The organism is Pseudoalteromonas sp. MMG033 (assembly GCF_057197785.1).
In genome coordinates this window covers 1,194,266-1,219,345 of record NZ_JBXVAL010000002.1, presented here as the reverse complement: position 1 = coordinate 1,219,345, position 25,080 = coordinate 1,194,266, and the positions used below count along the sequence as shown (strand labels likewise).

At 40.9% G+C, this 25,080-nt stretch carries 21 protein-coding genes; 9 read left to right on the top strand and 12 right to left on the bottom strand.

Annotation, left to right across the window (positions count from 1 at the left end; genetic code table 11):
- Positions 1-69: 69 nt before the first annotated feature.
- Positions 70-1,056 carry a helix-turn-helix transcriptional regulator gene (locus tag AC2CZC_RS26205; RefSeq protein WP_484585280.1) on the top strand — a complete coding sequence of 329 codons (987 nt, stop codon included), beginning with the start codon at positions 70-72 and terminating at the stop codon, positions 1,054-1,056.
- 309 nt (positions 1,057-1,365) lie between these two features.
- A complete protein-coding gene (locus AC2CZC_RS26200; RefSeq protein WP_484585279.1) occupies positions 1,366-1,776 on the top strand; it encodes a GNAT family N-acetyltransferase in 411 nt (136 codons plus the stop codon).
- Between the two features lie 13 nt (positions 1,777-1,789).
- Here the strand turns inward: AC2CZC_RS26200 and yiaA are convergent, their stop codons facing one another.
- Genes yiaA through AC2CZC_RS26185 form a run of 3 tightly spaced genes read right to left on the bottom strand, consistent with a single transcriptional unit; the run spans position 1,790 to position 3,385 of the window.
- Complete coding sequence (gene yiaA, locus AC2CZC_RS26195) at positions 1,790-2,245, bottom strand: inner membrane protein YiaA (RefSeq protein WP_484585278.1); 456 nt, start codon at positions 2,243-2,245, stop codon at positions 1,790-1,792.
- Positions 2,246-2,247: 2 nt separating this feature from the next.
- A complete protein-coding gene (locus AC2CZC_RS26190) occupies positions 2,248-3,057 on the bottom strand; it encodes a DUF2145 domain-containing protein (RefSeq protein WP_484585277.1) in 810 nt (269 codons plus the stop codon).
- Between the two features lie 10 nt (positions 3,058-3,067).
- Positions 3,068-3,385: a hypothetical protein gene (locus tag AC2CZC_RS26185; RefSeq protein ID WP_484585276.1), complete on the bottom strand. Its 318-nt coding sequence runs from the start codon at positions 3,383-3,385 to the stop codon at positions 3,068-3,070.
- Positions 3,386-3,499: 114 nt separating this feature from the next.
- Here AC2CZC_RS26185 and AC2CZC_RS26180 point away from each other — a divergent pair, with 114 nt between their 5' ends.
- The 4 genes from AC2CZC_RS26180 to AC2CZC_RS26165 all read left to right on the top strand — a co-directional run bounded on the left by AC2CZC_RS26180 (position 3,500) and on the right by AC2CZC_RS26165 (position 7,993).
- On the top strand, positions 3,500-4,270 hold the full coding sequence (locus AC2CZC_RS26180; RefSeq protein ID WP_484585275.1) for a helix-turn-helix domain-containing protein: 771 nt from the start codon (positions 3,500-3,502) through the stop codon (positions 4,268-4,270).
- Positions 4,271-4,520: 250 nt separating this feature from the next.
- The gene (locus AC2CZC_RS26175; protein WP_484585274.1) at positions 4,521-5,564 is read left to right on the top strand and encodes a GGDEF domain-containing protein; all 1,044 of its coding nucleotides are present in this window, start codon (positions 4,521-4,523) and stop codon (positions 5,562-5,564) included.
- Between the two features lie 291 nt (positions 5,565-5,855).
- Positions 5,856-6,923 (top strand): hypothetical protein, encoded by a 1,068-nt coding sequence (locus AC2CZC_RS26170; RefSeq protein ID WP_063363272.1) that lies wholly within the window; start codon positions 5,856-5,858, stop codon positions 6,921-6,923.
- A gap of 5 nt (positions 6,924-6,928) precedes the next feature.
- Positions 6,929-7,993, top strand: a complete 1,065-nt coding sequence (locus AC2CZC_RS26165) for a hypothetical protein (protein ID WP_484585273.1) — start codon at positions 6,929-6,931, stop codon at positions 7,991-7,993.
- A 16-nt stretch (positions 7,994-8,009) separates the two neighbouring features.
- Here AC2CZC_RS26165 and AC2CZC_RS26160 read toward each other — a convergent pair whose 3' ends face one another.
- The 3 genes from AC2CZC_RS26160 to AC2CZC_RS26150 all read right to left on the bottom strand — a co-directional run bounded on the left by AC2CZC_RS26160 (position 8,010) and on the right by AC2CZC_RS26150 (position 11,809).
- Complete coding sequence (locus AC2CZC_RS26160; RefSeq protein ID WP_484585272.1) at positions 8,010-9,962, bottom strand: methyl-accepting chemotaxis protein; 1,953 nt, start codon at positions 9,960-9,962, stop codon at positions 8,010-8,012.
- Positions 9,963-10,104: 142 nt separating this feature from the next.
- A complete protein-coding gene (locus tag AC2CZC_RS26155) occupies positions 10,105-10,632 on the bottom strand; it encodes a GNAT family N-acetyltransferase (protein WP_484585271.1) in 528 nt (175 codons plus the stop codon).
- Positions 10,601-11,809 (bottom strand): MFS transporter, encoded by a 1,209-nt coding sequence (locus AC2CZC_RS26150; protein WP_484585270.1) that lies wholly within the window; start codon positions 11,807-11,809, stop codon positions 10,601-10,603. The genes AC2CZC_RS26155 and AC2CZC_RS26150 overlap by 32 nt, the downstream gene beginning before the upstream one ends.
- A 104-nt stretch (positions 11,810-11,913) precedes the next feature.
- Between AC2CZC_RS26150 and AC2CZC_RS26145 the strand changes: the two genes are divergently transcribed.
- The gene (locus tag AC2CZC_RS26145) at positions 11,914-12,810 is read left to right on the top strand and encodes a LysR family transcriptional regulator (protein WP_484585269.1); all 897 of its coding nucleotides are present in this window, start codon (positions 11,914-11,916) and stop codon (positions 12,808-12,810) included.
- Here AC2CZC_RS26145 and AC2CZC_RS26140 read toward each other — a convergent pair.
- Entirely contained in the window at positions 12,793-13,398 is a 606-nt protein-coding gene (locus AC2CZC_RS26140; RefSeq protein WP_484585268.1) for a hypothetical protein, read from the bottom strand. The two genes, AC2CZC_RS26145 and AC2CZC_RS26140, sit on opposite strands and share 18 nt — an antisense overlap.
- 168 nt (positions 13,399-13,566) lie before the next feature.
- Entirely contained in the window at positions 13,567-16,392 is a 2,826-nt protein-coding gene (locus AC2CZC_RS26135; protein WP_484585267.1) for a hypothetical protein, read from the bottom strand.
- Between the two features lie 531 nt (positions 16,393-16,923).
- Here AC2CZC_RS26135 and AC2CZC_RS26130 point away from each other — a divergent pair.
- Both AC2CZC_RS26130 and AC2CZC_RS26125 read left to right on the top strand, forming a co-directional pair.
- On the top strand, positions 16,924-17,679 hold the full coding sequence (locus AC2CZC_RS26130) for a hypothetical protein (RefSeq protein ID WP_484585266.1): 756 nt from the start codon (positions 16,924-16,926) through the stop codon (positions 17,677-17,679).
- The gene (locus AC2CZC_RS26125) at positions 17,680-18,024 is read left to right on the top strand and encodes a hypothetical protein (RefSeq protein ID WP_063363280.1); all 345 of its coding nucleotides are present in this window, start codon (positions 17,680-17,682) and stop codon (positions 18,022-18,024) included.
- A 365-nt stretch (positions 18,025-18,389) separates the two neighbouring features.
- Here the strand turns inward: AC2CZC_RS26125 and AC2CZC_RS26120 are convergent, their stop codons facing one another.
- From AC2CZC_RS26120 to AC2CZC_RS26105, 4 genes are read right to left on the bottom strand one after another with little or no spacing between them, the layout of a single operon-like run.
- Positions 18,390-19,973, bottom strand: coding sequence for a hypothetical protein (locus AC2CZC_RS26120; RefSeq protein WP_484585265.1), 1,584 nt, complete (start codon positions 19,971-19,973; stop codon positions 18,390-18,392).
- A complete protein-coding gene (locus AC2CZC_RS26115) occupies positions 19,970-20,932 on the bottom strand; it encodes a hypothetical protein (protein ID WP_484585264.1) in 963 nt (320 codons plus the stop codon). The genes AC2CZC_RS26120 and AC2CZC_RS26115 overlap by 4 nt, the downstream gene beginning before the upstream one ends.
- Positions 20,933-20,968: 36 nt before the next feature.
- Positions 20,969-21,217, bottom strand: coding sequence for a hypothetical protein (locus AC2CZC_RS26110; RefSeq protein WP_046357147.1), 249 nt, complete (start codon positions 21,215-21,217; stop codon positions 20,969-20,971).
- 12 nt (positions 21,218-21,229) lie between these two features.
- Positions 21,230-25,066: a TOMM system kinase/cyclase fusion protein gene (locus AC2CZC_RS26105; RefSeq protein WP_484585263.1), complete on the bottom strand. Its 3,837-nt coding sequence runs from the start codon at positions 25,064-25,066 to the stop codon at positions 21,230-21,232.
- Between the last annotated feature and the right edge of the window lie 14 nt (positions 25,067-25,080).

The window sequence follows — 25,080 nt, the reverse complement described above, 5'->3', positions numbered from 1 at the left end:
TTTGCCTATATCACTGAGCCAGCAGAGCGCGATAAGGAGTTATTTTGTCACTGAAAGGAGTTTTGAATAGTGCCCACTGAACAAGTAGAGCATAGCGCGTTTTCAACAAGCGAATGGACATTACAATCACAGCCAGTATTAGAGAGTGAGAGCAGGTGGTCACAAGATTCGGATTATTGTATCGCTTTGCCTGAGAAGCTTGGTAAAGGAGCGAGCTTTGGATTGAATTATAATGACGATAGTGCATTACAAATCAATGAACTGAACTTTAACCAACAGATAAAATTCACAGCTGATAGCACTCAACTCTGTGGCGCATTTTTTGTTTTAGAAGGACGAGTGAGCATTACAACCCCTGCCACAGGCACTGTAATGATCCCAAAAGATCATCTGTGTTTATTTTTTATTGAACAATCAGCTTGTACATTTGAATATAGTGCTGGTAAAAATAAAGTGATGAGCTTCACTATGAGTCACGGGCTGATGTCATCGTTGATAGCACAATATCAATCAGCAAATCCTGTATCATCTTTAATCGAAAAACACTTCATCTGTTTACCAATCAATGCGGCAATAAATAATATGCTAAATCAAGTTTATGGTTGCCAGTTACCCGCTAAAAGCATGAAACTATTAGTGCAAGCCAAAATGATGGAGCTGATGACTGAATTGCTGGAGTACAACCAAACCTATCACAATAGTTTGGCTACCATTAAAGAAACTGACTTAAAAGCGCTTTATCAAGCTGCAAAATATTTGGAGACCAATATGCAGTCTCCTCCGAGCATTGTTGAGTTGGCTAAAATCGTGGGTGTGAATGACTATAAGCTGAAGCAGCAATTTAAAACGGTGTTTAGCTGTGCGCCATTTGCGTATTTGACAGAGCTTCGCCTTAATCGTGCCGCTAGTTTATTGGTACGCACAGAATTATCTATTATGCAGGTGGCTCAAGAGGTTGGTTACAAGCACGCAGGGCATTTTGCAAAAAACTTTAATCTAAAGTTTGGTCGTTCACCAAGGGCTTACAAAACATGGATAAGCTCAAAAAATACATGATATGGCTTTGGTTTGCTTGCTATTTGAGCGCTTAGAAATATTATTTAATTTTTTTGATCCAAATAAATGGCTGCTGCGTTTATACCTGTGAAGGGTTTCTGATGTGTAACACATCCTTGGAGTCGCCCCTTCACCATGTAACGATAACGCGCACTTCGGTGCGCGTTAGTCTTTTCTAAATATAGCCACTATCAAAATCATACTCTGTCAGGTTATTGTTGCTTTGTTGATAGCAAGTCCTGTATAAACATCGAGCTTAGCAATTTTACAAAAAATAAGAAGAATAAAATGTGTACAAGGATATCATTATTGTTCGCAGATTCTAAGGAGCTACACCAAATAGCAACTTGGTACTATGAACAATGGGATAGCAAGCGAGTGAATAGCAGTGTGTCAGACGTCATTGCTAAACTCTCAAGCACAGATCAGCGACTTGGGTTTACTGTGCATTGTAATGAGCAGTTGGCAGGCGCTGCTGAGATTAAATTCATGAATGGACGTTGTTGGTTAGATGGCGTCTACGTGGATGGTTACTTTCGTGGCAAAGGATTAGCAGAAGAGCTGGTTAATTTTGCCAAGCAACAAGCGACAGAGCGTGGTTGGTCATCATTAAATTTGAAATGCGAGCCTCATCTCATAGCCTTATATAAAAAGTATGGCTTTGTCGTTTTTGACACTCGCGATGGAAAATCTATGATGACCTGCAAATTAATGCCCTGATCATACTTGGTTTTTAATCTGTTTCTTGCTGCGCACACGCTAGCGGTTCTTCAGTAGGCTGTGAGTGTGCGTGAGCAGCTAGATCCCTGATATTCTTTTGGACCGCGACGGCTGAATACAGGCTCATTAAATATGCGAGTCCGTAAAATCCTTTTTCACTGAGTAACAAGTCTGCGTTATACAAACCAATCAGTAATAAGAGAATGGCACTGCCTGTCGATATTAAGCTTAGCGCATGGTAAATATCCGAAGTCTTTAAATGCTCTTGTTTATCTCGAATGCTTTTTTGTAATGAAACCGCTGAAAACAATCCGTATAAGAGAATAACCAAGTAATAACCTTTTTCATTCAGTTGCATAGAGGCGTTAAATAAGCCTATACAGTATGTGATTACACCCGTGGCTAATACGGTTATAGATGCAAGATTAAATGCTTTGCTCGGTGCTTGTGTTGGGGTTATGTTGTCCATTATTAAATCTCTCCTCGTTTCTGTACTGGTGTATCCGGTGTCAATATCGCTGAGTGGGCCAGCAACCCGTATTGCTCGAGGTAGTTACGAATGCTGGTAAAAGTTGCAACTTGTGCATCCCCGCTGTGGTCTTTTCTATAGATGTCATCTTTAAATACAGATCCAAAAAACAACTTAAAGCGACTAACTGATAGAGGTTGTGCCTGAAAATACGCTTGTGTGTTTGCTTTTAGCTGCGCCATATCTGTGGTTTTATATATCGCAGCGTTAATGACATTGAGGGTATGCTCTGTACAATTTTGTCTTCTGTTGTTGTATGGGTTAGCAATCAGCGAGTATTTTGGATTATGAACTTGCTTAGCCACGCCATTATTAATTGCTTCAAGTAATTGTTTTTGAACGTTCAATGTGGGGATGGCTATCCCTGCTTTTAAGTCTTTTACCGACCAAAAAAAGTCAGTTGGGTAATCAACAATCAGTTGGCTTTTCGCTGGATCATCTGTTTTCTGATAAAGGTTGTGTATGGCATATCCGAGCTTTTTTTCACCATTTTGCATTGTGATATTAGAATACACAGCGATTGCCGCATGGGTGAATTCAATGCCTTTTGGCAAGTCCTCACTCGGTTGTCCTACCCTTGCGATAATGAATGCATATGCTTGGTGCGCAGCACCATAATGTTCAACTTTTTTAGCAAACTGAATGATATCAGCTGGGTTATAGCTTGGCTCTGACGATTGCTCACTCCCTGCAAAGACAAGCATACTTTGCATAAGCAGAATTAAATAGGAAATGCATTTTAACGTATTCATGTCTTCCCCCTTATTGAGTGTGTGAAGGAGGAGGCCCTGCAACGACAATGTCGTTACTAATCGCTAATGGCTCATGATTTGTTGATTGAGGCGCGGTCTCAGTCGTCCCGATACTGAGTGCATTGGCATTTTGTATTACAGCATTTGAAATGGCGACAGGCACTGCTTCTATCGCATTTGAAACTGTGATCCCCACGATCACACTGCCTGCAGTACTGTACACGCTTGCTTTTGATATGTCCTTTGATGCGTAACTTGCGGGCGAAACAAGCAGAGCGATTGTTGCTGAGCTTAGTAATACCGTTTGCAATAACTTTTGAACTAACATTTGAAAACTCCATATTTCGTTGTGTTGCTTTTAAGCTAGCAGACTGGACGGAGTTGTATACATTTTAATACCATGTATTAATACAAGATACTTTAAGTATCAAATTTTAATACTATGAGCCAGATCCCACTCGTTTCAAATACGATAAAAATGCTATTAAAGCAGCGCAAACTCACTTATAAGGATGTCGCTACACACCTTGGTCAAAGTGAGGCAACAATAAAGCGAATGTTCTCTAATGACTTATTTTCGTTACAAAAACTTGAGAGTATTGGTGAGTTGCTTGAGCTTACTTTGTGTGATTTGTTTTCTCTGTCGCAATCTCAGCAATCACAGATCAGCCAGTTGAGCGTCCAACAAGAACAAGAACTCATGGACAATCCAAAGCTTTTCTTGGTAGCAGTTTGTGTCAGAGACGGTTGGGAGTTCGAAGATATTGTTTCGCGCTATCAAATTGAAGCACTCGAGTGTATTCGTTTACTAGCGCATCTAGATCGCTTAAAAATGATTCAGCTGTTACCAAATAACAGATATAAATTACTGATAGCACAGGATTTTAGCTGGATCCCAGGCGGGCCACTCGAGTCGTACATTGAACAACAAGTATTAGGTAAATTTTTACAGGGTGAATTTAACCAAGAAGATAGTTATCGTTTTTACCTAAGAGGTAGTTATAGCGATGCGACAATCGCGACCATAAAACGTCGATTGCAGCAACTCACCAAAGAAGTTGCGCAGCTTAATGAACAAGATATTAAACTGCCGTTGAGTAAACGCAGAGGGGTTGGCCTTTTGCTCGCTATGCGGCCTTGGCAACTGGGGCAATTTAAAAACATGCTGAGGGAATCAATTGAACCCAATAAAGGAACTGATGGTCGTAATTAAGTTGAAAAAAATGCAATTAAAAAATACCTTGTAAGGGTACTCCAATGGAGGGAATCTAGATAAATTATTCTTAATCCTTGAGTTAGACTTAATTCGTATGCATTTTCTACATAGCTAGTCGTTGTTATTAGAGTGTTAAATTCATGATTGATTAATTTTTTCTAATTATTTAGTATTGTATTTCTTGGCTCTCAAAGCAGAACAAAAATTAATAAAAATACCACGTGAACCGTGGATTGATGGGTCTTACATGGAACAAAATAGCTCTTTCGCTCAATCTGCAACTTGTCTTAAGCAAGCTGTCCCTTTTATGGTTAAGTATCAGATCCCGTTATCGCCGATGAACTATGCGATATGGTACTGCTATGTGTTAGGTAAAGAGCCAGAACTGAATCAAAAACTCGATGAAATTTTAATGGAACATGGAACGTGCCCGCCTGAAAACGCAAAAGCGCTGTTTGATGAGTTTTTAAGTGAGCAGGATCTTGCTCTTTTCCATGAAATGTCCGATCTGGTAAAAGGCACTCTAAATACCGTTGAACAAGAAATCAGTAATACGCTTAACTGCTCGGAAGAGTTTTCAGCCGTATTATCTGAATGTCATGTCGGGTTGCATCAGCTAAAAAAGCAAAATTTGGGGACTGGTCCTGAGATTTACGATGGGGTACTGAGCTATGTCTCTAAGCTAACCCAAGAATCTATAGTGATGCAGCACAACGCGCTGTGCTTTCAAAAAAAGCTGGAAGTTGCCTATAGTGAAATCAAGCAACTTCAAGAAACGTTGACCGATGCCCAAACCAAAGCAAGTACGGATAAGCTCACAGGACTGCTAAATCGAGGTAAATTTGACGACGACATTATTAAGTTTTGTGATGAACCGAGCCAGTTTCAAAAAGTCCTTATTTTTGTTGATATTGACCACTTTAAGCAATTTAACGATGAGTTCGGCCATCAGCGTGGTGATGATGTATTGCGAAAAGTCGCACAAAAGCTTCAGTCACATAGTGAAGGGCAAGGTGCTGCTTATCGTTACGGGGGTGAGGAGTTTTGTATTTTAATTTCTTTCTCCAGCATCAGTGAGGCCGTTGGCTTTTCTAATCGTATTCGCGAAGATATTGCAAAGCTGTCTATAAAAGATAAAGAAACCGGTGAAGTGCTTAAACATATCAGTGCCAGCTTTGGCATTGCGCTTTATGGTAAAGAAATGACTTGGCATAGCTTAGTTGAATGTGCTGATAAGGCTCTATACCTCGCAAAATCTCATGGACGAAACAGAGTTGAAGTAGCAGGCTAGCTGCTTCCAATACCTTCCAATTAAGCGGTTCTTGTTCGATAAGGGCTGCTGTCTATATATATTTACAGTTTGATAATTTAATCCATTTTTAACTTAAATATCACGTTTGTTTCAATTTTAACCACTAGTATTTATGGCTTAAAGGTCGATGAAGTGTCCCTTTTTTGATCTTTAAGGTTAAATATTTGAAACTAAATTACGTCATTAATTTGATTTTTGAGTTTTTACTTGCAATTATTTTGTAGCTAAACACGAAGTCGTTGGTGTGTTTACGTTATTAATATAATAAAAATGGAGCGTACGTCAGTGAAGTCAATCAAGCAAATGTTAGTGAGTGGTTTTGTACTCACGTTGATGGGAACAAGCATCAATGTAAGTGCTAAAGCATATAAAACAGTATTAGTACATGGGTTTCAATCGCAGCAGCTATCTGCCATTGATCCGACAAAGGTAGAAAGTGATGGTCAGGCTTACTGGGCAGACTATTGGGGAGCACTTGCCGATGAGCGTATTGATTGGCCATCATACGAGCGAATTGAAGGTAAAATTGCAAGCGACTATTTGTGGCCTAAACTACGCACCATGTCTGAGCAAGGTGTATGTCAGCCAGGCTGTGTCTTTTTAACGCACTCAACAGGTGACTTAGTTACACGTTATATCATTGATAACCAAGCAAACTGGTTAGAAAATGCAGGCCTTGAACCACTTAACATCGTTGCGACTTTTGATGTTGCTGGTGCTGGTGGCGGTAGCGAACTTGCAGATCTGGCAGTCAGTGCGGCAAATGGACTGGCAAATCCGGTTATAGAGGCTGCTGTTAGAGCGTGGTTAGGTCGTTCAGTGGGCCAAACTCTAGGTGTATTACATGACTTGAAAGTAAATAATGCACGTCAACTGGCGACTTTCCCAAGTGATCGAACACCAAGACTGAGATTTGTAGCCGATGGCGATCTTTATTTTAATGCCACAAAACTATTTTTACCGGGGATCGACGACAGCGTTGTCGCAGCGCATTCTGCCTGTGGTGCAAACCAAGCTGGTGCTTTTGACAGCTGTAGCGTTAGCGTTGGGATGGACGGTAAGCTGGAAAGCCAAGATGGCGTAAGAAACTTCTGGCCATATCACTACCCAATGTTAATGAGTGATAACTATGATCACTTTTCGGTTATCGTAAATCAGTCAAAAGGCAAAGTAACAACAGCCAATTCATCTATTCAGCTTGCACCAAATAAGCAAGTGGCTTTCTCAACGTATGAAGAAGAGAAGGGCTTTTGGATCTGGAAGAAGAAGTATAGATATGTAAGACAATCAGATAATAACAGCATGTCAGCATTGTTATTTGCTGCTATGCCTGAGTGATTGCGATGAACAAAAAGGTCGTAATTGTAATAAGTGCCCTTGCGGCACTTATTATTTTGTATGTATTTATGCCTGATGACACTGCGCAACCAGCCTTAGTGCAAACAGAAAAAGCCACTGAGCAGAGGGTTGTTGAAAAAACACCTGATGAGACGATTAAGTCGGAAACTGAAGTGGCTGCGAGTGCCGTAGATATGTCGCCTTTTCAGCTAATAAGCACTCAAAAAGCTGCAAAAGTGATAGCGAACAACTACCGTGAAACGTTACGTTATGCGCCTTATTCCCAGCCATTAACGGTGAATGATGTTGATCGTTTAGAGCCAAATCGTTTTATCCCTTTGACGGTTCCAACCTCAGATATGTCTGGCACTATTTCACTCTCACTAAACAAATATCGCTTTATTTACCCTGAACCCATAAAACTGGTGTTAAAAGGTGAAGCGGTAACGCGCGCCAAAGTTATTGTGAGCATTGTAGATGAGCAAAAGATCTTGCTTGAGAAGTCGTTAGCTGTTTCAGAGGCCGGTGCAATGATTGAGCTCGCAGGTAAGGAAAGTTTTTCTGGCGATTTGCAATTAAAAGTGGTGGCTGATGTCGCTGGAGATCCCATTACAATTGTTGCGCAGGCAAAGTATGAGCAGCCAAGTGCAAAGTTGATTGGTTTGAAGCATGCAGAAGTAAATGGCAGTGACTTGATAATGACATTATCGATGGATGTTGAGGACGCGGGCATTTATCGCGTTCGAGCAAATTTATATGATGGCGCACAGCCATTAGCGCACCTTGTTACTAAGTCTAAGCTGTCGTCTGGTCGACAAGAGCTGCAATTAAAGGCGCACCAATCAGTACTACCTGATAAAAGTTCAGACCTAAGGCTCATGACATTTGTTGTAGAGCGTATGTCCTCAGTGCCTGGTGAGCGGGCTCGGTTTGGTGAAAGTGAAGTGACTGAAATCCCCTTGATAGACATCGATTTATCTGAGCTATCGAGAGATCCCTATAGTCCCACAACCAAAGAGCGCGCAAGCTTAGAGTTTTTAGAAGGCATGGCGAATCAGAAAGGTCTTTAATAGCGTATTACTGATTTTAATCAGTGTTGAATCGGCCAACAAGCTCATTGAGATTGTTGGCAAATATCACTAGCTGTTTTGCGCCATCATATAAGGTGTCAGCTGATTGGCTTACCTGTTTTATAGATTGGTTAACCCCTTCTATTTGCGTTCGACTATCACTGGCATAGGCACCTTGCTGCTCAGCTTGCTCAGATATATTTGCAATGATTGGTTTCACACGTGAAATTGAGTTTGCAATGTCTTCAAAAGCTTGATGGGCTTGCTCCGATTGCTCAATAGCTGATTTAGACTCCTCAACGCTGAGGGTCATATGCCGTGATACTGAGCGAGTTTGCTCAGTGAGCTTGGTCAATACCTTTTCAATATCCTTGGTGGCGTCATGAGAGCGCTGCGCAAGAGTACGAACTTCATCAGCAACCACCGCAAACCCACGTCCTTGCTCACCAGCTCTGGCAGCTTCGATAGCGGCATTGAGTGCCAGCAAGTTGGTTTGCTCGGCAATGGTTCTAATAACTTCCAATATGTTCGTAATATTGTTGCTTTGATCTTCTAGTTCGCTCATTGCTTTCGCTGAGCTGCCAAGTGAGTCATTTAAAGTGGCCACTTGCTGCACTGTGCTTTGTATTAACGTATTACCATGTTGGGCATGGGCATCTGTATTAGAGATTTCGCTAAGCGCTTGCGTACAGTTATCGTTGACGGTCATCGCCATGTTTTCCATCGAATGGGTGTGTTCAGCGGTTTGCTCAGATGTGCTGGCTTGATGATGGCATTGACCCCGTATTTCATCGATACTGCCATGAGACTGTTGGGCTTGGTCGTTTAAATTACTGGCATTACTTTTTATGTCTATGACGAGTGCATTGATTGAGTTTAAAAACTGATTAAACCAAGCTGCGAGTTCACTTATTTCATCATTGCCAATAACTTGCAGCCTTTTTGATAAATTACCTTCCCCTTGCGCAATTTCTTTTAATCCTTCTGAGACCATTTCTATGGGGTAGACAATTTTATTGGCAAGTACGATAGCGATGACAACAAATAATACCAGCATAATGATGGCGATAACGCTAATGTTGTAAGACATGGTATAGGCAGAGAATAAGATTTCATCTTCATCCATTAACGCGATAAAAGTCCAATTAAGTGTGTTTGAGTGGTAGAGCTTGGCCATCAACTTGTTCGTACCATTATCAATTTCAATCAAGGCATCTTTGGGGCCGCTTTTAATAGCTTGATATTTGGGGGCGGTTAAGTCAGCGATATTTTTAAAGTTACTATCTGGTTGCTTAGGATCAGCCAAGATAGTGCCACTCCCATCCAGTAGCATTAAATAGCCGGTTTCTCCGAGTTGGATATTACTGACAATATCGGTCAAAGTGGCCAGCGTGACATCCAGAGACTGAACGCCAACCAAGGTATTATCTCGCTTAATGGCCGTTGCAATGGAGACCATGGCTTGACCTGTTACGCCTTGATAAGGATCTGTAATGACCTCGTCATTAGCTGATTTTGTGACTTCTTGATACCAGGGGCGCTTACGTGGGTCGTAGCCGCCAAGTGGCTCTGCTGGGTATTGTATGAAACCACCTTGCGTTGTGCCTAAATAAACAAATAGCAATTCTGGGTGCGTCACGCCAAAGCTTTTAAATAGCTCAAAAATCTCAGCTTCATTACTGCCTGACGTTTCAGGTGTCATCATTTTTTCAGCACCGAAGTAGGTTGTCGTATCATCTCCTACTTGGGTGACAGCCTGACTTTGTGCCAAAAATCGAGCGTTATTTTTCATTTGGTCAAAAAACAGCACAAAGGTGTTTTCTACCTGACGTATTTCACTGTCAGAGGATGCGGTAAATCGAGTCAGAGATTCTTCTTTGGTGCGCGTAATACTCATAATTGATATTGCTAATATTGGTATTATCACTGTCAGTACAAAACTACTGATCAGCTTTTGGCGCATTCTCATAACTCACTCCTACATCAATGCTTTTAAACAGTATAGTTGCAGAATGACATCTTGGTTAGGCGAGCTTAGATATAAATTTTAGAAGGTGTTTATTGCTTTTAATGAGATATTTTAGCTCACTTACATCCTTATAATGAACGGCTTAGGTGCTCTTTTTTAAAATTGAATACAGGTAGCTGTCAGCAAACCCTGAATCAAGTGGCATATGCTCGCGAAGATGTCCTTCTTTTTGCATCCCAAGCTTTTCCATAAGATGCCAAGACGCGGTATTTTCTGTGGCGCAAATCGCAGTAATTTTATTGAGCGTAAAATGTTCAAATAATTGCGAAATTAGAGCACTAGCAGCTTCATATGCGTAGCCTTTTCTCTGCTGAGTTGGACTTAAACGGTAACCAATCTCACCGATTTGACGATCCACATGGGTAAAGTTAAACAGCATCTCGCCAATAAATTCACCAGAAACTTTATGCTCAATAGCTAATAAAAGCTTTTGACCATCGATGTTTTTCCAAGGTTGGCTCGCTTCTTCGATACGTTTATTTACATCCTCAATTGTGGCTGGTTTTCCGATGTACTTTGATGTCTCAAGGTCTCTGCGAGATTGATAAACCGCATGCAAGTCTGAGTTATTTAATGGTCTAATTCTGAGTCTTTGTGTTTCGAATTGCATTGGACGATCCTTGAATGCTGTGGTTCGGATTTTTGGCTTTGGCCAAGTTTTTTGCTGCAAAGATAACAATCACGGAAGTTACAGCAATGATGATTGAGATAGAATCAGGGCCTGTGATCACATACTGATTTGCTAACCATGCAATAACAGAGAAAATTAACAACTCAGTCGCCCCGACTAGCGCATTGGCTGTACTAGAGCGGGACTTATGAAAGTGGCCAACATAGTACATGTAGATTGGAAAGAATCCGCCAAAAATGAATAAAATAGCGCCATATGCAAGGGTGACCGCGTAAACTGAGTCATGAAAAAACCAAAATGTCAGTGCGCTTAAAGGAAGAGCAGGCCATAAATAGACGACGACTTTTAAATGACCAATCTGCTTTTGCATTATTTTCGCAAGGGATGAGCCGACAAGTAAGCCGCCCATACAGACTGTCATGGCTTGACCAATTTGTTCAGTGGTAAAGCTAAATTGGTTACGCAATAAAAACGGAAAATAAAGCTGGATGGTCAAATATAAAAATGTAGGCGCCCATTTAAGCACCGCCATTGAAGTAAAATAACGGCTGAGAAAGATGTCTTGATATTGCTTTACAAGTGCCGAAGGGCGCAGCGACATGGCGGTTGACTGCTCAGAGGGAAATACCGCTAAACCAAAGATCATGACGAACCCATAATAAGCGATCAGCGCATATGACATCCCCTGCCAAGAAAAGTGTTCAGCAAGGGTACCTGCAAACAACGGGGTGATAAGTGCGACAATACTGGCTGAAATCGCCAAGTTGCCCATAGCACTATTAAGCTTACTGCCGTTAAATGTGGCATATAAAATTGCGCGGCTAACAAGCACTGGGGCTGCACTACCAATGCCTTGCAATATACGCCCGATCAAAAATGTATTGGGGCTTTCAGCAACAGCACACAGTAAAGTGCCCACAATCAAAATAAGCTGCCCACCGATAAAAATTGGTCGACTACCATACTTGTCACATAGTGGCCCGGCTATGAGTTGAGACGCGCCTAAAGAGAGAAAAAAGCTAATGATGATTGCTTGGCTTGCACCTTCTGTAAGCGCTAAATTTTGCGTAATGTCAGGTAAGACAGGCATAAATATTTGACTCGCCAGCTGAGAGCAAGACAATAAAAAAGCAGCCAATGCAATATACGGATTCAAGATATGCACTCTTCAGGGTTTTACAATGATGCGTACTATATCGCGCTTTTAATGTCCTAAAAATAAGGTAATAATTAAAAGACTTTTTCTTACTAGGAATTAATATGGATTGGTTAAGCGCTGTTCGCAGTTTTGTGGTGTTGTCAGATATGGGCAGTTTTACAAAAGCTGCGGACGTGATAGGGGTGTCGGCTTCTGCAATGAGTAAGCGCATTGATTGGTTAGAAAAACAGTTAGGCCAGACTTTGTTTGTACGCACAACCCGCAAAGTGAGCCTAAATGAAAATGGATTGCGATTTTTATCGTACGCGAGAAATTGGGTTGGCCAATTTGATGACATGCTTGAGCAAGCACAAGGCAGTGAGTTGGAACCTCAGGGCACTTTAAAAATAGCCGCAACTCAGGCGATTGGCAGTAGTTTATTGATGCCAATTATTGAGACATTTTTGCAAAAGTATAAAGATTTAACTATTCACTTAAATATACTGACGCCTGGCTCACCGCCTGATCTTGAGCATGACCTCGTAATCACGAGCTACTACGAAGAGTTTGACTCTATGGCACACAAAGGCATTCGCCTTGCCGATTACCAAATGACGTTATTTGGTGCACCGAGTTACCTTTCTCAATGTGCGCAAATTAACTCCATTGAAGATCTTGCCTCACATAAAATGCTGCTAAGTAATTATTATCAAAAGAAAGGCGGGATCATTTTAGAAGATGGCAGTTTGTTTGACTTCAGCCATTATAATTTTGTCTCTGATCATTTAGACGCGCTGATGAAAGCCGCTATTCAAGGTATGGGGCTCATTTTTATCTCACCGCAGTATGTGGCACGGGAGTTAACAGAAGGTGTTTTGATCCCTGTATTACCTAACTTGAAATCTGAGGTAAAGCAGCTTTGGGCTTATTACCCTAATACGCGCTTTACCCCATATAAAACTAAGCTATTTATCGAAGAGCTTAAATTGAGCCTTACTCAATTAAAAACGGTAATTTAGCCCCGCACTTAACTGAAATTGGTTTAAGACATCACCATCGAAGTGCCAGATACAATTGTCTTGTGTTTGCGGATCATCATCGCAGATAACATGAGATGTATTTTTCACAATCGTGGCCATCCACCTTAATTCAGTAAAGGCATGAAACCCTGCGCCAATATTATAATCAAGGCCGGTAAATAGACCTGATGCAAAAAAGTCATCGGCCTCAGCAAAGTTTGGTGTAACACGATTTACACCAATATGGGCACCCACATAGCTAGATAAATTATCGTAGATTGGGATCTCAATGGCACTTTGAAATAGCAAGTACTCCATATCGACCTTTGCAATCTCATTGTCTGCGAATTCTGTTTCGTTAAAGCTATAAAAGAAGCCATAGCGGGTATTATTGACTACTCTATCGGCCGATACGCCAAAATGACTGCTGTCTTCCAGGTCAATTTTATATTCTTTAGTTGTTTGTAAATCATGATTCGTTGAGTAACCGCCAAATGCAGATATCGCAAAACCGGTGTCTGCTGCGTGAGTAAAGTGGCTTGCACTGAATAAGCCTAGAGTCGTAATGATGCCAAATAGTGTTTTCATACATAATCCTTTTATGCGAAGTTTGCACTATTTTGGCATAAATTTTTGTATGAAGGGAGAGAATTAAAAATAAACAAATATGTGTAATTTAGGTTGCAGCTAGCGAATTAACAGATAGCTGCAACCTGTAATGGTTTAAGTTAATAAAATAGAACGTTGTACATCAAATTACTTATTAGTTCGCTCCATTGTCGACTCAGCAACAGGGCTGCCAAGTAAGTCCGTGTGAATAAAAATGACTTGTTTTATTTTTGGTTTTTTTAAGATGTTAAAGTCGAGCTCTATCGTGTTACTCCATGGATAACACTGATGATTAATATTACACGCTCTTGCTTTTACAGCTACAATCCCAGCCTCTTGAGTGGTAATTGTCTGTGACTGTTGTGAAAGTTGAGGAGATACGTGATAAGGAAGCCAGACAAGTGGTTCTGATCTTGAGGCGCATTCTTGGCCACAGTGCGCGGTCATAATCTCCAAATATGCTAGTGAGGGATCTGTGAGCTTACACCAGCTAAACACTGCTTTAGAGTTTGTTTTTGATAGCTTGGGAATTGTAGTGCAATCTGGCTGAATGTAGTCAATCACAAGTTTCGTTTTTGCACTACAATCACCATTGATCGTACATGCTTCTACAAATAACGTGTGTGCACTTAAATCACTGAATGTGTACTGCCATTGTTGCTTTTGTAGATTGCGAGGGGCATCTCTTAGGGGAACAACTTGATTGTAATTATCAAGGGTATACAAGTTATACCTTAATGAATCAATGAACGCTTTAGAGTAGTGAAATGGCATTTGCCATTGCAACGTGGCGGTGTCTCCGAGGCTCCAATACTTACCTATTTCTGTTGAGAATTCGAATTGAATAGGTGGTTGTAATGTTAAAAAGTCATCATCTACGACATGTACAGCGAGCGTTTTCGAATCATATGTTGCGCAGCCACCTTGTTTTGTGCAGGTGCGAATAGCAAAAAGGTAAACGCCTGAATGTGCAAATGTATAATCTAACTGTGTGTAAGGGTAATCGGTTTTTAGCGGCACAAAGCTGCTTGATTGTGCTCCTTCAGTATTCGCCAGTAAAGAGATATTAAATGTAACCTCCTGAGAAAAAGAAGTATTCATTGTCCAAGATAGCGTTAACGAGCTTCCTTTTAATACTACTGGTTGGTCAGAATCTTCACCTCCCCATGCAAATATCGGAGAGACTTCAATATGTTCAGGAGCTGGGGGCGGGCCTTGTTCAACATTAAATGACAACTGATTTTTAGGTCCACAGATTGTATTGCGTGTACAAGCTTGCATCTCCATGTAATAGAGCCCTGGTTCTGTCAGCAGATATTTGTTCAGTACATGATGGTTATCATGCTGTTGCCCAGAAATTAAGATTGGTTTCAATGGCTCTGTGGTATTCGGCAGCGTTAAATATAACTTGTACGTAAGCTGAGTTTCAATGGGCATGCCTTGTATAGTCGGTTTGCTCCACTGAACAGATGCGCGGCCATGTGTTTTTATAGCGCTTGAGATAGATAAGTTTCTCACTTTTCCTACATTTGGAGTGACAATAGTTGGTGTTGTTGGCACATGCACGTTAATTGACTTAACTGCCATACTGCCAAGTTGCTGAAAGTAGCTATAGGGAGTGACGGCAAATGTATAAGTACCACTTTGATTTACGGGCAATACAGTTTCATTTTTGGCAAATACAACTTCATCACGCCAACGCCTTGCCCACACATATCCTGGAGGGATAAGTCGCGTGGTGCTCTGTCCATTTATGGTCTGGAAAATGGTGTAACCAAAAGCACCAGGTATCGTGGGCCATTTGAGCTGAATTGTTTGGGATGCCGCGTCATAGCTTGTCTTTATTTGCTGAGGGTCAATAGAGTTTAACTGGTACAAAATTGATGATGTATCATAAAAATATCCGCTTGTCGGGCAGCCAACGATCCCTTCACAGCGCAGTCTAAACTGATATCTATTTGCGGGTAAAAATGAAATGTCATACACCTGTCGTGTACTCATACCGCCATAGTAAAATGTTTGCCACGTGTTTTGACCGTAAGGACTATATTCTACGTGGTACTGATGATGTTCATCACCAAAGGGAGTCCACCCCATTTCGATATTTTGACCTAAGTTGACAGCGGACACCGAAAATGTAGGTTGGGCTTGGGCCAATGCGGCACCTTCATAAAGTTGAATATCATCCAGCTGAATCTCAGCATGCTCACCTAATAGGCGTACTTCGAATGAAATATATCGCGTCCGCTTGGTGCTATCTAGCCAGAGTGATTCCCTAAAATTAATCACTTTATCGCCAGCCTCTGAAATAACCAATTCACTGCCTTTAACTCGATGATTACTGTTGTAATAGGCAATTGGCGTTATACTGACTTTACTATTGGGTGATAAATGGCTAACTCGTAATTTACCTGTTATTGAGATGCCACTTAAATATTCACCTCCAAGGTCTCCAAACACACCGTGCCAGCCATAAATATGGTTATAATGAGCAAAGCCCCAGTCTTTTATATTTAAGTTTAAGTAATTCGGTTCTTCACTGTTTATGGGAGTGAGCGATCTGACCGTGATGTCACCAAATTTTTCATCCATATTGAGAATAGTATAGCCATTTTCAAAGCCTGACTGTGCAATCAGTGGCTTTAGGCTGGCAATGTTTATCTTTATTGGAGATGATGTTTTATATTTTCCACATTGATTTTCAAGGCACTCTTTAACACGGTAAATAAACTGTTTATTGATATCATTAGGTATATAAAAGTGGGCATCATTATCAAGAAGCAAAGATGTTGTATTTTGCTCATGTTGACTACCTATCTGAGCATTAATACCATTATAGTGCTCTTTTAAATGATTAGGTGTATTAACAAATGTACTGTGAGGCAAAATTGGAAGCCAAGTCGTGCCTCCATCATCACTTTGCTCTAGTAAGTATTTGCTATCGTTAGATAGGCTTTCCCAACTAATGTGCATAATTTGTGCGTCATAGTCGTAACTTGCATGTAGGTATTTGGGGGTGTTAACAACTAAAATCTCTTTCTCAAAGACACTAGTGTTCGAGCATTTTATAGGCTCATCACATATTAAGCTAACAGTATACTTCCCAGAAGTTAGTTCCAATTTTTGTTTGAAATACAGATTTTTTCCTGAATAGAGAGTTTGAGATTGAAGGCTATTATTGTTTCTAATTGTCAGGCTATACGCATTATTTTCATTTTCATCATGCCACCGAATATCTAATTCTCCGTTGTGGATTATTTCATCAGTAAGGATTTTTGATTCAGATACATTATTAGTTAAGTAATATGAAATAACAGGTGTGTTTTTTATATTTGCTAAAATGTTGAATGATGCTGCTATTAGTGTTGTGAAAATAAGGAACCTATAAATCATATTTTCTTTTTTAATCCCTACTCGAAATAGTGCCTAGCTAGGTGGTGCTGTATTATCTTTTGTTATTATGGCATTATTGCAGTGTTTTTAATATTTAAAATGTGAATTCGGATGAAAATAATGAGAGGTTTTTTATGTCTGCTGTTTTCTCTATTCAGTATACATGTATTTTCAGCTGCGCAAATTATTCAGTTGAATGTGAGTGACAATAATGTACGTTTTGCTATAGATGAAGAGAAAACGCATACCCTTCCTAGTTGTGCTCACGCATCGAAGCGTAATGAATATAGTTTTTCGTTAAATAATGAGCAAGGCCGGGCGATGTACTCTATGTTGATCACCGCATTGGCTGGGGAATTACCGATTAGTGTTGAAAGTGCCAATGACTGCCTTGCAATTGTTGATGTAGAACGAGCAAAGGGCGTATCAGTGGCGGTAAAGCCGGTACTCTCAGATGGCTATAAGGGGGTGAGTATGCTTTATAAGGGAGATGGCATAACCAAAATCGGACGCATAGAAGGCTTTGCCAGTGATGATAGATACTTGTATATCGCTCCGCTTTCAGAGGGACAAGATTTTTCTATGTACTATAGGCGGGATGTGTACACAGACCTAGTTTATTTTCTGGAAGAAAACTGCCTAGGTGCTGGCTATGTAAGTACTAAATACAAGTATGCATCTTTCCCATTTTATCAAGATAGAGCGATGTTTACGCCGAATAAAGAGAGCCTCAAAAGGCGTCAAGTGAAGTCTCACGCAACGAGAGCAGGGTGTACCAACATTTCTTTTTTAAAAGATGTATATGAGTTGACACCTGCGGTTCACCCTGTATGTGGCAGTAAGCATTGCATCATACGAGATGAATAAATGAAGACAATTTATCAACAAACTGTATTTGGTATACTGGTGATATTCAATCTATTTGCCTCAACGAGCGTACAGGCGAAAGGGGTAATCACAGATATTGAAGTAAAATCGGGTATCGCTTATTTTCAGCTTTCTACATTGAAAAATTCAGTTGCTACCTGTGTCAGCGAAGATCATAAACAATTGTGGTCAGTGGATGTGACTGCAAACTCTAATCAAGGTACATATTTGATGCTGCTCAGTGCGGTTAATAGTGCACTGACGTTGGAGGTTACCTCAGCACAAGATTGCCGATTAGCTCCAGGTATTGAAAGGGTAAAGTCTATCACGGTAGTGACACCGTAATTGGTTAAGAAAATTGCACTATTAAATAGTCACTGTTATACAAGATGGTGTTACACAACCTTTCTAATAAGTGAGGATTTTGTGCGCTAAGTGTTAATAATGTGAGTTTTGTTCTTGTTTCTCTATGTTTGGTGAAGTGATATAAATACTTCCCATAGGCGGGAAATCGTGATGAAGGGGATATCAAACTTTGAGAGAAACTATAAATCCACTTTGCACTTTGGGAGCCTAGTCTCACTGTAGTGAACATTAATAAACGTTATCATTGCTCGCTTGTGAATGCATTCATGCGAAGTGCAAAGTCGGGATTAGACTAAAGTGTGAAAAATCATATCTGAATTGGTTAATCACACTTTGGTCGGCGTTTAGTTTTTTGTATTTTGTGGTGCACAATATTTATCTTGGTTTTTCCAGTGTGCATCGTCAAAAATAAACATAAAGTCAGATGTGCGCAGACCAAAAACCGCCTTTTTTAAGCTGGTATCACATTTGACTGCAATGCCGCCTTTGGCATGACAATTCATGCATGAAGAGCTGTTATAAATTGGCTTTTTTTGGCCTTCAACTTGTTCATTACCTATTTGCAAGAAGGTTTCCAGCACCTCATTGGTTAAGTAAACAGGGTATGGATGATTGCCCGAATAATTTTCGAGTTCCACTTGTTTAGAGGTGCTTATTTTACCGGTATTATCGGTGAGTGGTTCACTTCTGTCTGTTGTGAACTGAGTGCCAATCAATTGATAAAACTGTAAAACGGAGTTTTCAGCTGTCAGCGCTTCAACGACATGTTCATTCACTTGTCTTGTGATAGGGCTAATGGCGTCAATACGGGTAACTTGCGTTTTCGATTGTCCGTTATCAGCATTGTTCACTGCGCAAGTTGGGCAGTTTCTATCATAGAATGAGGGCGTTAACCCATCGATATTACTCTTATGTGAAAAGGTCGAATAAACCCAATTTTTTGAGCTGCCCGTTTTTTGAATAATGTGAAACCCAACAACGCCCATATATTTATTCGTGACAGTGTAAGGGCTACTTTGGCCGGATACAAAATCCTTATACTCTCTGACAGGCAATAATCGGGTGATGTATTTGCTTTTATCATCACCAGACTCGAGTACTTTCCAAGCCACTTTGATTTCAATGGCCATACCTGGCGTAGTGGAAGACCAGTCAAATTGTGTGAGGTCTTGTATTTTATCACATTGTGTTTGAGACGGATCTTTACATGCCAAAAAGCCAATGGTATTTACTGTTATACAAGCATCATTGTCGATGTCGTTGTCATTTTTACATGCCCAAGCACGCTTATTGGCATAGTCAATTTGACCATCCAAGTTATAGAATGATTTCTTTTTAATAAACTCGAATAGGTAAGGGCTGACAAATTTTTGGTAGTAAACGGGGTTATTGGATTGATCGATTAAAATTGCATCTTTGTATGGCATGTGCGGTGGGGCAACCTGTTCAACTAACCTAAGTGGCTCGATGAGCGATGCGTTGTTGTTAAACTGCCAGTCGACAGGCGTTGCACCTTGTTCAAGAAAAATTGTGTCGGTTTCTCGCCAATTTAACCAAACAGGGTTGCCACAATTGGCGTCTTTATCGCAGCGACCCAAGTTATTCTGTGTTATCTCGTAATGATTATTTACCTCCCTGTTCAGCGCAATGAACTGTAGCCATGAAAACAAGTTGTAGCGATTGGTGAGGTAATCTATTTTTGCTTGATAGTCGCTGCCTGACGAGGATATTGGCTTTAAATCTTCGCACACATTTTTGTTATATGCGTCTAGAGGGTAGTACTCAAGTTGTGTCATCCCTTTGGGCAGCAATGGCACATCATCCACCTTGCACTTGTCTGTTGCTAGCCAATCCGGGTACGTTGCATAGGTTGCATCTGTAGCTTGGGCACCAAAAGCCATCGCCATTGCGAGGTAGATTGCTCTCATTGTAAAAATCTCCTTTTTTGGAATGGACTTGAATGTAAATAGGATTTCAAGTTGACGGTAGAATCCTCAAATAAAGAGAACTTATTATAAAAAATACAATCATGATTTTTTGCATCTAGCCAAGTTTGTAGCTCAGCTAAACTTTGGTATTCATCCTGGGCGTGGCATATGTCTGACACAAAGTCGATAAACGGTTTATCGATGTAATTGTTATCATGTGATGTGATCCACGGTAGCTCAATTTCAAGTTTGCTAGATAAGTTGTCATCAAAAGAGATGCTAATCTGCGTTTTTGGGGTGATGTCTTTTACAAAATCGAGCAGTTGAACCAATTTGTCATGATCCCCTTCCCAATCTAAGTCACTCAGCAGGGGTAAAATAGATGTTGTGTTACAGGTTAAGACAAATTTTGTTTTCAATTTCTCTCTAGCAAACGTAAACCCAATGTGGTTGAGTTTTGCCTTACCCAAACAGCCCAAGACACGTTGTGCCGTAGCTAAATGGCTCGGCACAAGGCGGGTGACGAGATCCGTTGTCAGTGATGATAATTTCTGTTTATCGTTGTACTTTTCATTTTGTGTGCTGACATAAAAAGTCGGGATACTGGGGTAGTGCGTGCTATTCCAATCAAAGCTAAACCAAACTAGATTGATAGGCCTGTATTCAGGGTTAATCCTTCTTTGCTCTATGAACTTGATTATTTCACTTGCATATTGGTCGTGTGTAAGCTGCGAAACATAGTTTTCGAGTTGTTCCAAATCAGCTGGGGCACAGCTGTATGCCAGTAAAATATCGCAAGGACGGTGTTTTATATTCGAGCGGTATTCGTAGCATATGCCTTTAGTATTTTGAGGAACAACCTCGATGAGACTTTGGGCCAGTGCAGGCTGATTTCTGTTAATAAGTGAAGAGAATGACTGATCTAAGCACGTATGTAGTTGTAATGTCGTATATCGCATAGTATTGGCGGGTAAATAATTACCCGCCTCCCATCATTACCAAACGGTCTTGATGTCGTGATCAACTTCAGTTCTTAGCTCTTCGGCATATTGTTCCCATAAGCTGTCAGTAAGGCCCGTCTCGTTAGAAATTTTAGTGATGAGTTCTTGCTGAGTTGGCGTTAACGCAAAGTCAGTCATTACACCATCTAAGTCAGACTGTGCCTGTGCTTTTACAGACTCCGTGTTTGCCACATGATAAGTAAAAGAAAGTAGACCCGTAGGGTACGTTGCTGCGTCAGACATAATTATCTCCAATTAAAGGTTATCGTGTTGATTAAGATATCGGTTTTGGTTTTTACTTTTTTCGCTAATATACTCTGCATACGCATCTTCATAACGCCCATCGTTGCGTAAAAATAGAAACTTAGCTAAGAAAAAGTAATAAAAATAACGGTGAGATTGATAGCCCATAAATTGGGCTATATTTTCCTCAAAATGCTCAAATGAATTTTGTGCATCGATATTGGCCAAGTATTTAAGCATGGTGTTATATCCAAGCCAGCCAATATTATTGGTGTTTTGCGAGTGGATGTATCCTTGCTTGGAATGCAACTTGGCGTTTTTTAGACTGTGGTTAAAGTCATTGAGCTCAGTGCTGATGGCACTTTTGAGTAAGAAGTACCAAGCTTGAAAGCCATGGGTGGCTGATAGTACATCTTCGACGTTAAGTTGTCTCGCAAGCAAAAGTTGGTCTCGCATGGTTTCATCCGCTTGTTGCTCCAGACCTAGCAAGAGTTCAGATAACCCTTTGAAGCCAATGCAAACTAGTTCAGAGCAAAATCCAAAGTTGGCAGAAATAGCCTCAGGACTGTTGTCAAAAAAACCACGCTTGGGCAATGAGTCTATTAAGCTTAAAACTGTGTCAAACTCCCCAAATGAGAAATGGGTTTGTACAACAACTTCAGCAATTATGGGGTGAACATGACTTGGCAGATCGTCTGTCGTTTGCGCAAGCCCAATGCCAATCTGATGCGCTACATTCATATCGCCTGATGCATAGGCGTGTAGCCATTGCCCACGCTGTGTGAAAAACTTTTGTGTCGGATCTTGAATCTCTTCCATCTTACGGATATTTTCTTCCATATTCGACACGGCTTGGCTATCAAGCCAGCCATTGTAAGCGATACGAGATGCGGCGAGGGCATTTTTAACAGACGTTGCCAGTGCGTTGTCTTCAATGTTACCTGCATTGATAATCTCCAATGCTTCTGCATAAAATGAGCTGGCTTTTGCTACAAAAAAGCACGTGGTTGCTTGTTTCGCACTGTGCAAAAGCAGTGTGACCGCTTCATTAAATTGACCGACTTTTTTCAAGTGAAATGTGGTCAGTAGTGGATCTCTATCAAAGTGGTTTAGGGTTTCGAGTGCAGACAATATTTGTAAGTGTTTGCCTTTGAACTCTTTAGAACTTTGGCTTTCATAGGCGGCATCTCGCACCAAAGCATGTTTGAATATATAGCTGTCGCTGTCCACTCTACGTTGTTGCACAATGAGATCTTTGTCAATCAGTTCATTCAAATCATTTTGAATTTGATCCTCACTGAGTGAAGATGCCGCTACCAGCAAATCATAGTCAAACTCTCTGCCGATTGTTGCAGCCAATTGCGCTGTTTCTTTGGCATGTACAAGACAGTCAAGCTTCTGTTGCAAAGACTCTCTAAGGCTGCCTGGGACCTCATTTTGCTTGTCTGGGCTGATGAACTGAATAGCACCTTGTTGTTCATGTACAAGGCTTTTTTGTTTCATCATATCTACCAGCTCTTCGATAAATAGAGGGATTCCATCTGTTCGAGTAATCAGTACATTCCTGACTGAATCGGACACTGATTTATTTTCGAAAAGTTGTTCAATAAAGTCTTCGGTTGCTCTAGAGGTCAGTTTATTAAGTTCGATTTCAAGTAGTGTTAAATCGTGTAAGCAGTTTGGAGCCGGTTGCCGTGATGTGCTAATCAGAACATGATGGCCGTCTAGACTCTCTGCAAAAAATTGAATGAACTCCAACGTGGTTGCATCCGACCAATGAATGTCTTCAAAAACATATAGTTTATTGTTGCAGATTGCATTTTCATCTGTGCTTAATAAGCTTGCCAAGCCCTTAAACAACAGTGCTTTTTGCGACTCTGAACTCAAAGAGGAGGGTTGGATATGTTCAGGTAACTCGACATTTAGCCATACAAGTAACACAGGCATCATGTGTGTTACATCTATGTCAGAGGCTGCACTGCTTAATAATGTGGTGAATTTAGCAACGATTTCTGAGGGGCTAAGAGTCTGAATGTTGAAAAGGTACTTAACTAGGTTAACAACAGGATACAAGCCATTGTTTTGGTGCTCTGGCAAGCACTGTGCAACCAGGTGTTGATATTGAGATGCATTGTCTCTTATTTCTTGCAACAAGCGAGATTTACCTATGCCTGCCTCGCCGAAGATGTGTGCGATGCGGGTTTTCGTATTCTCATCGTTAATGATAGACAACGTTTTATCTAACTCATGTTGCCTGCCAACCAGCTTGTGGTGGTTCTTAGTGCCACGCATAAAGCCAAAGGCTTCAATGCGTTTTTCACCATTGAGGTTATAAACCGTCAACTGATCAATGGATAATCCCAACTGAATGTTGTCGAAATAATCAAACTCACTGAACGGTTCTAGAATAGAGCGTGTTTCTGCTGAGCATAAAATCTGCCTCTCGCCCGCAAAGCGAGATAACTCCATGGCAATATTAGCCACATTTCCTTCTGGCACTGCATTGGCATATGTGACAAAAATACCAGAATGGATACCAACATGCGCATTAAGTTGAATGCCATGAGCTTCTTGCATTAACGCATTTCTTTTGGCTAATTCACTGATGGCTTCGAGTGCTGTTCGCGCACTGAGCCGCGTATCATTGTCGCTAGCAACTGGGTAGCCAAAATAAAACAGCATGGTGTCTGCCAAATTACCAACATGATAAGCGCCAAATCGGGTCGCGATATCGATGCAGTGATTGCGTTGGGATTTAAAAAGCGTATCTATGATATCAAAATCTTTGGCACTTTCATTGAGCCTCTTAGCACTTAATCTAAGTGCTAACACCGTGATTTGTTTACGCTCAGTGAGAGTTGTGTAATCGTGTATGACGGGACTATTTGGATCGTCATTGCGAAGAACAACTGTATTGTCATCAAAACCATGTTGGGCCTGCACATCGGCTAAGATACCGACCAAGTTAGACACGTTCATGGTATTTAACTCAGAAAACACTTCTTTACCTGAGATCACGCGTTCAGTGGCATTTTTTTGCAAGACTCGACGCAGCAACCCTGCAAGCGGGTGCCCGAGTAGGGCGCTGGGGATCGGGATATGCACGTCACTAAGCTGCTTATGATATATTGAAGCTACGCTTGACCCCGTAACCGCTGGCATGCCCGTTAAGCATTCAAGTAATACTAAGCCCCATACGTATAAGTCTGTTTTCTCAGAGGCCGGCTCTCCTCTTAATTGCTCTGGGGCACTGTAAGAAGGTGTACCGATTGTCTCTTGCGTTAACGTGATGGTCGCAAAGTCTTGATGACGGCTTTCTTGCGTGAGAGTACCGATACCAAAATCAAGGATTTTTGCATGTGTTTTCGCTCCCGCTTGTGTAAGCATTATGTTGGCGGGTTTGATATCTCGGTGAATAATCCCTTTTTTATGGGCGTGGATCAGTGCATCGAGCACTTGTAACATAATATCGGTGGCTTCAACTGCGTCCAGCGCTCCTTCTTGCATAAGGTATTCACGTAGTGACTGGCCTTCAATATACTCAAAAACACCATATAACAGGTGCTCATTAACCTGTCCTTTATCTAATAATCGAACGATATGCGGGTGCTCTAATTGCCCACTAAGTGCGGTTTCACGTTTAAAGCGTTCAACATATCGTTTCTTTTTTGATTCTTCTAAGTGGGGCTCAAGGGCTAAAAATTTGATAGCAACAGTTTGTTCTGTATTTTTATTGCGTGCTTTATAGACTTTACCAAAACCGCCCTCACCAATCTTATGAAGTAGCTCATATTGGGGAGAATCGAAGTTATTCTCTATATATGGATCAGAAAAATGAGTTAATGACATTATGTTTATTCTAC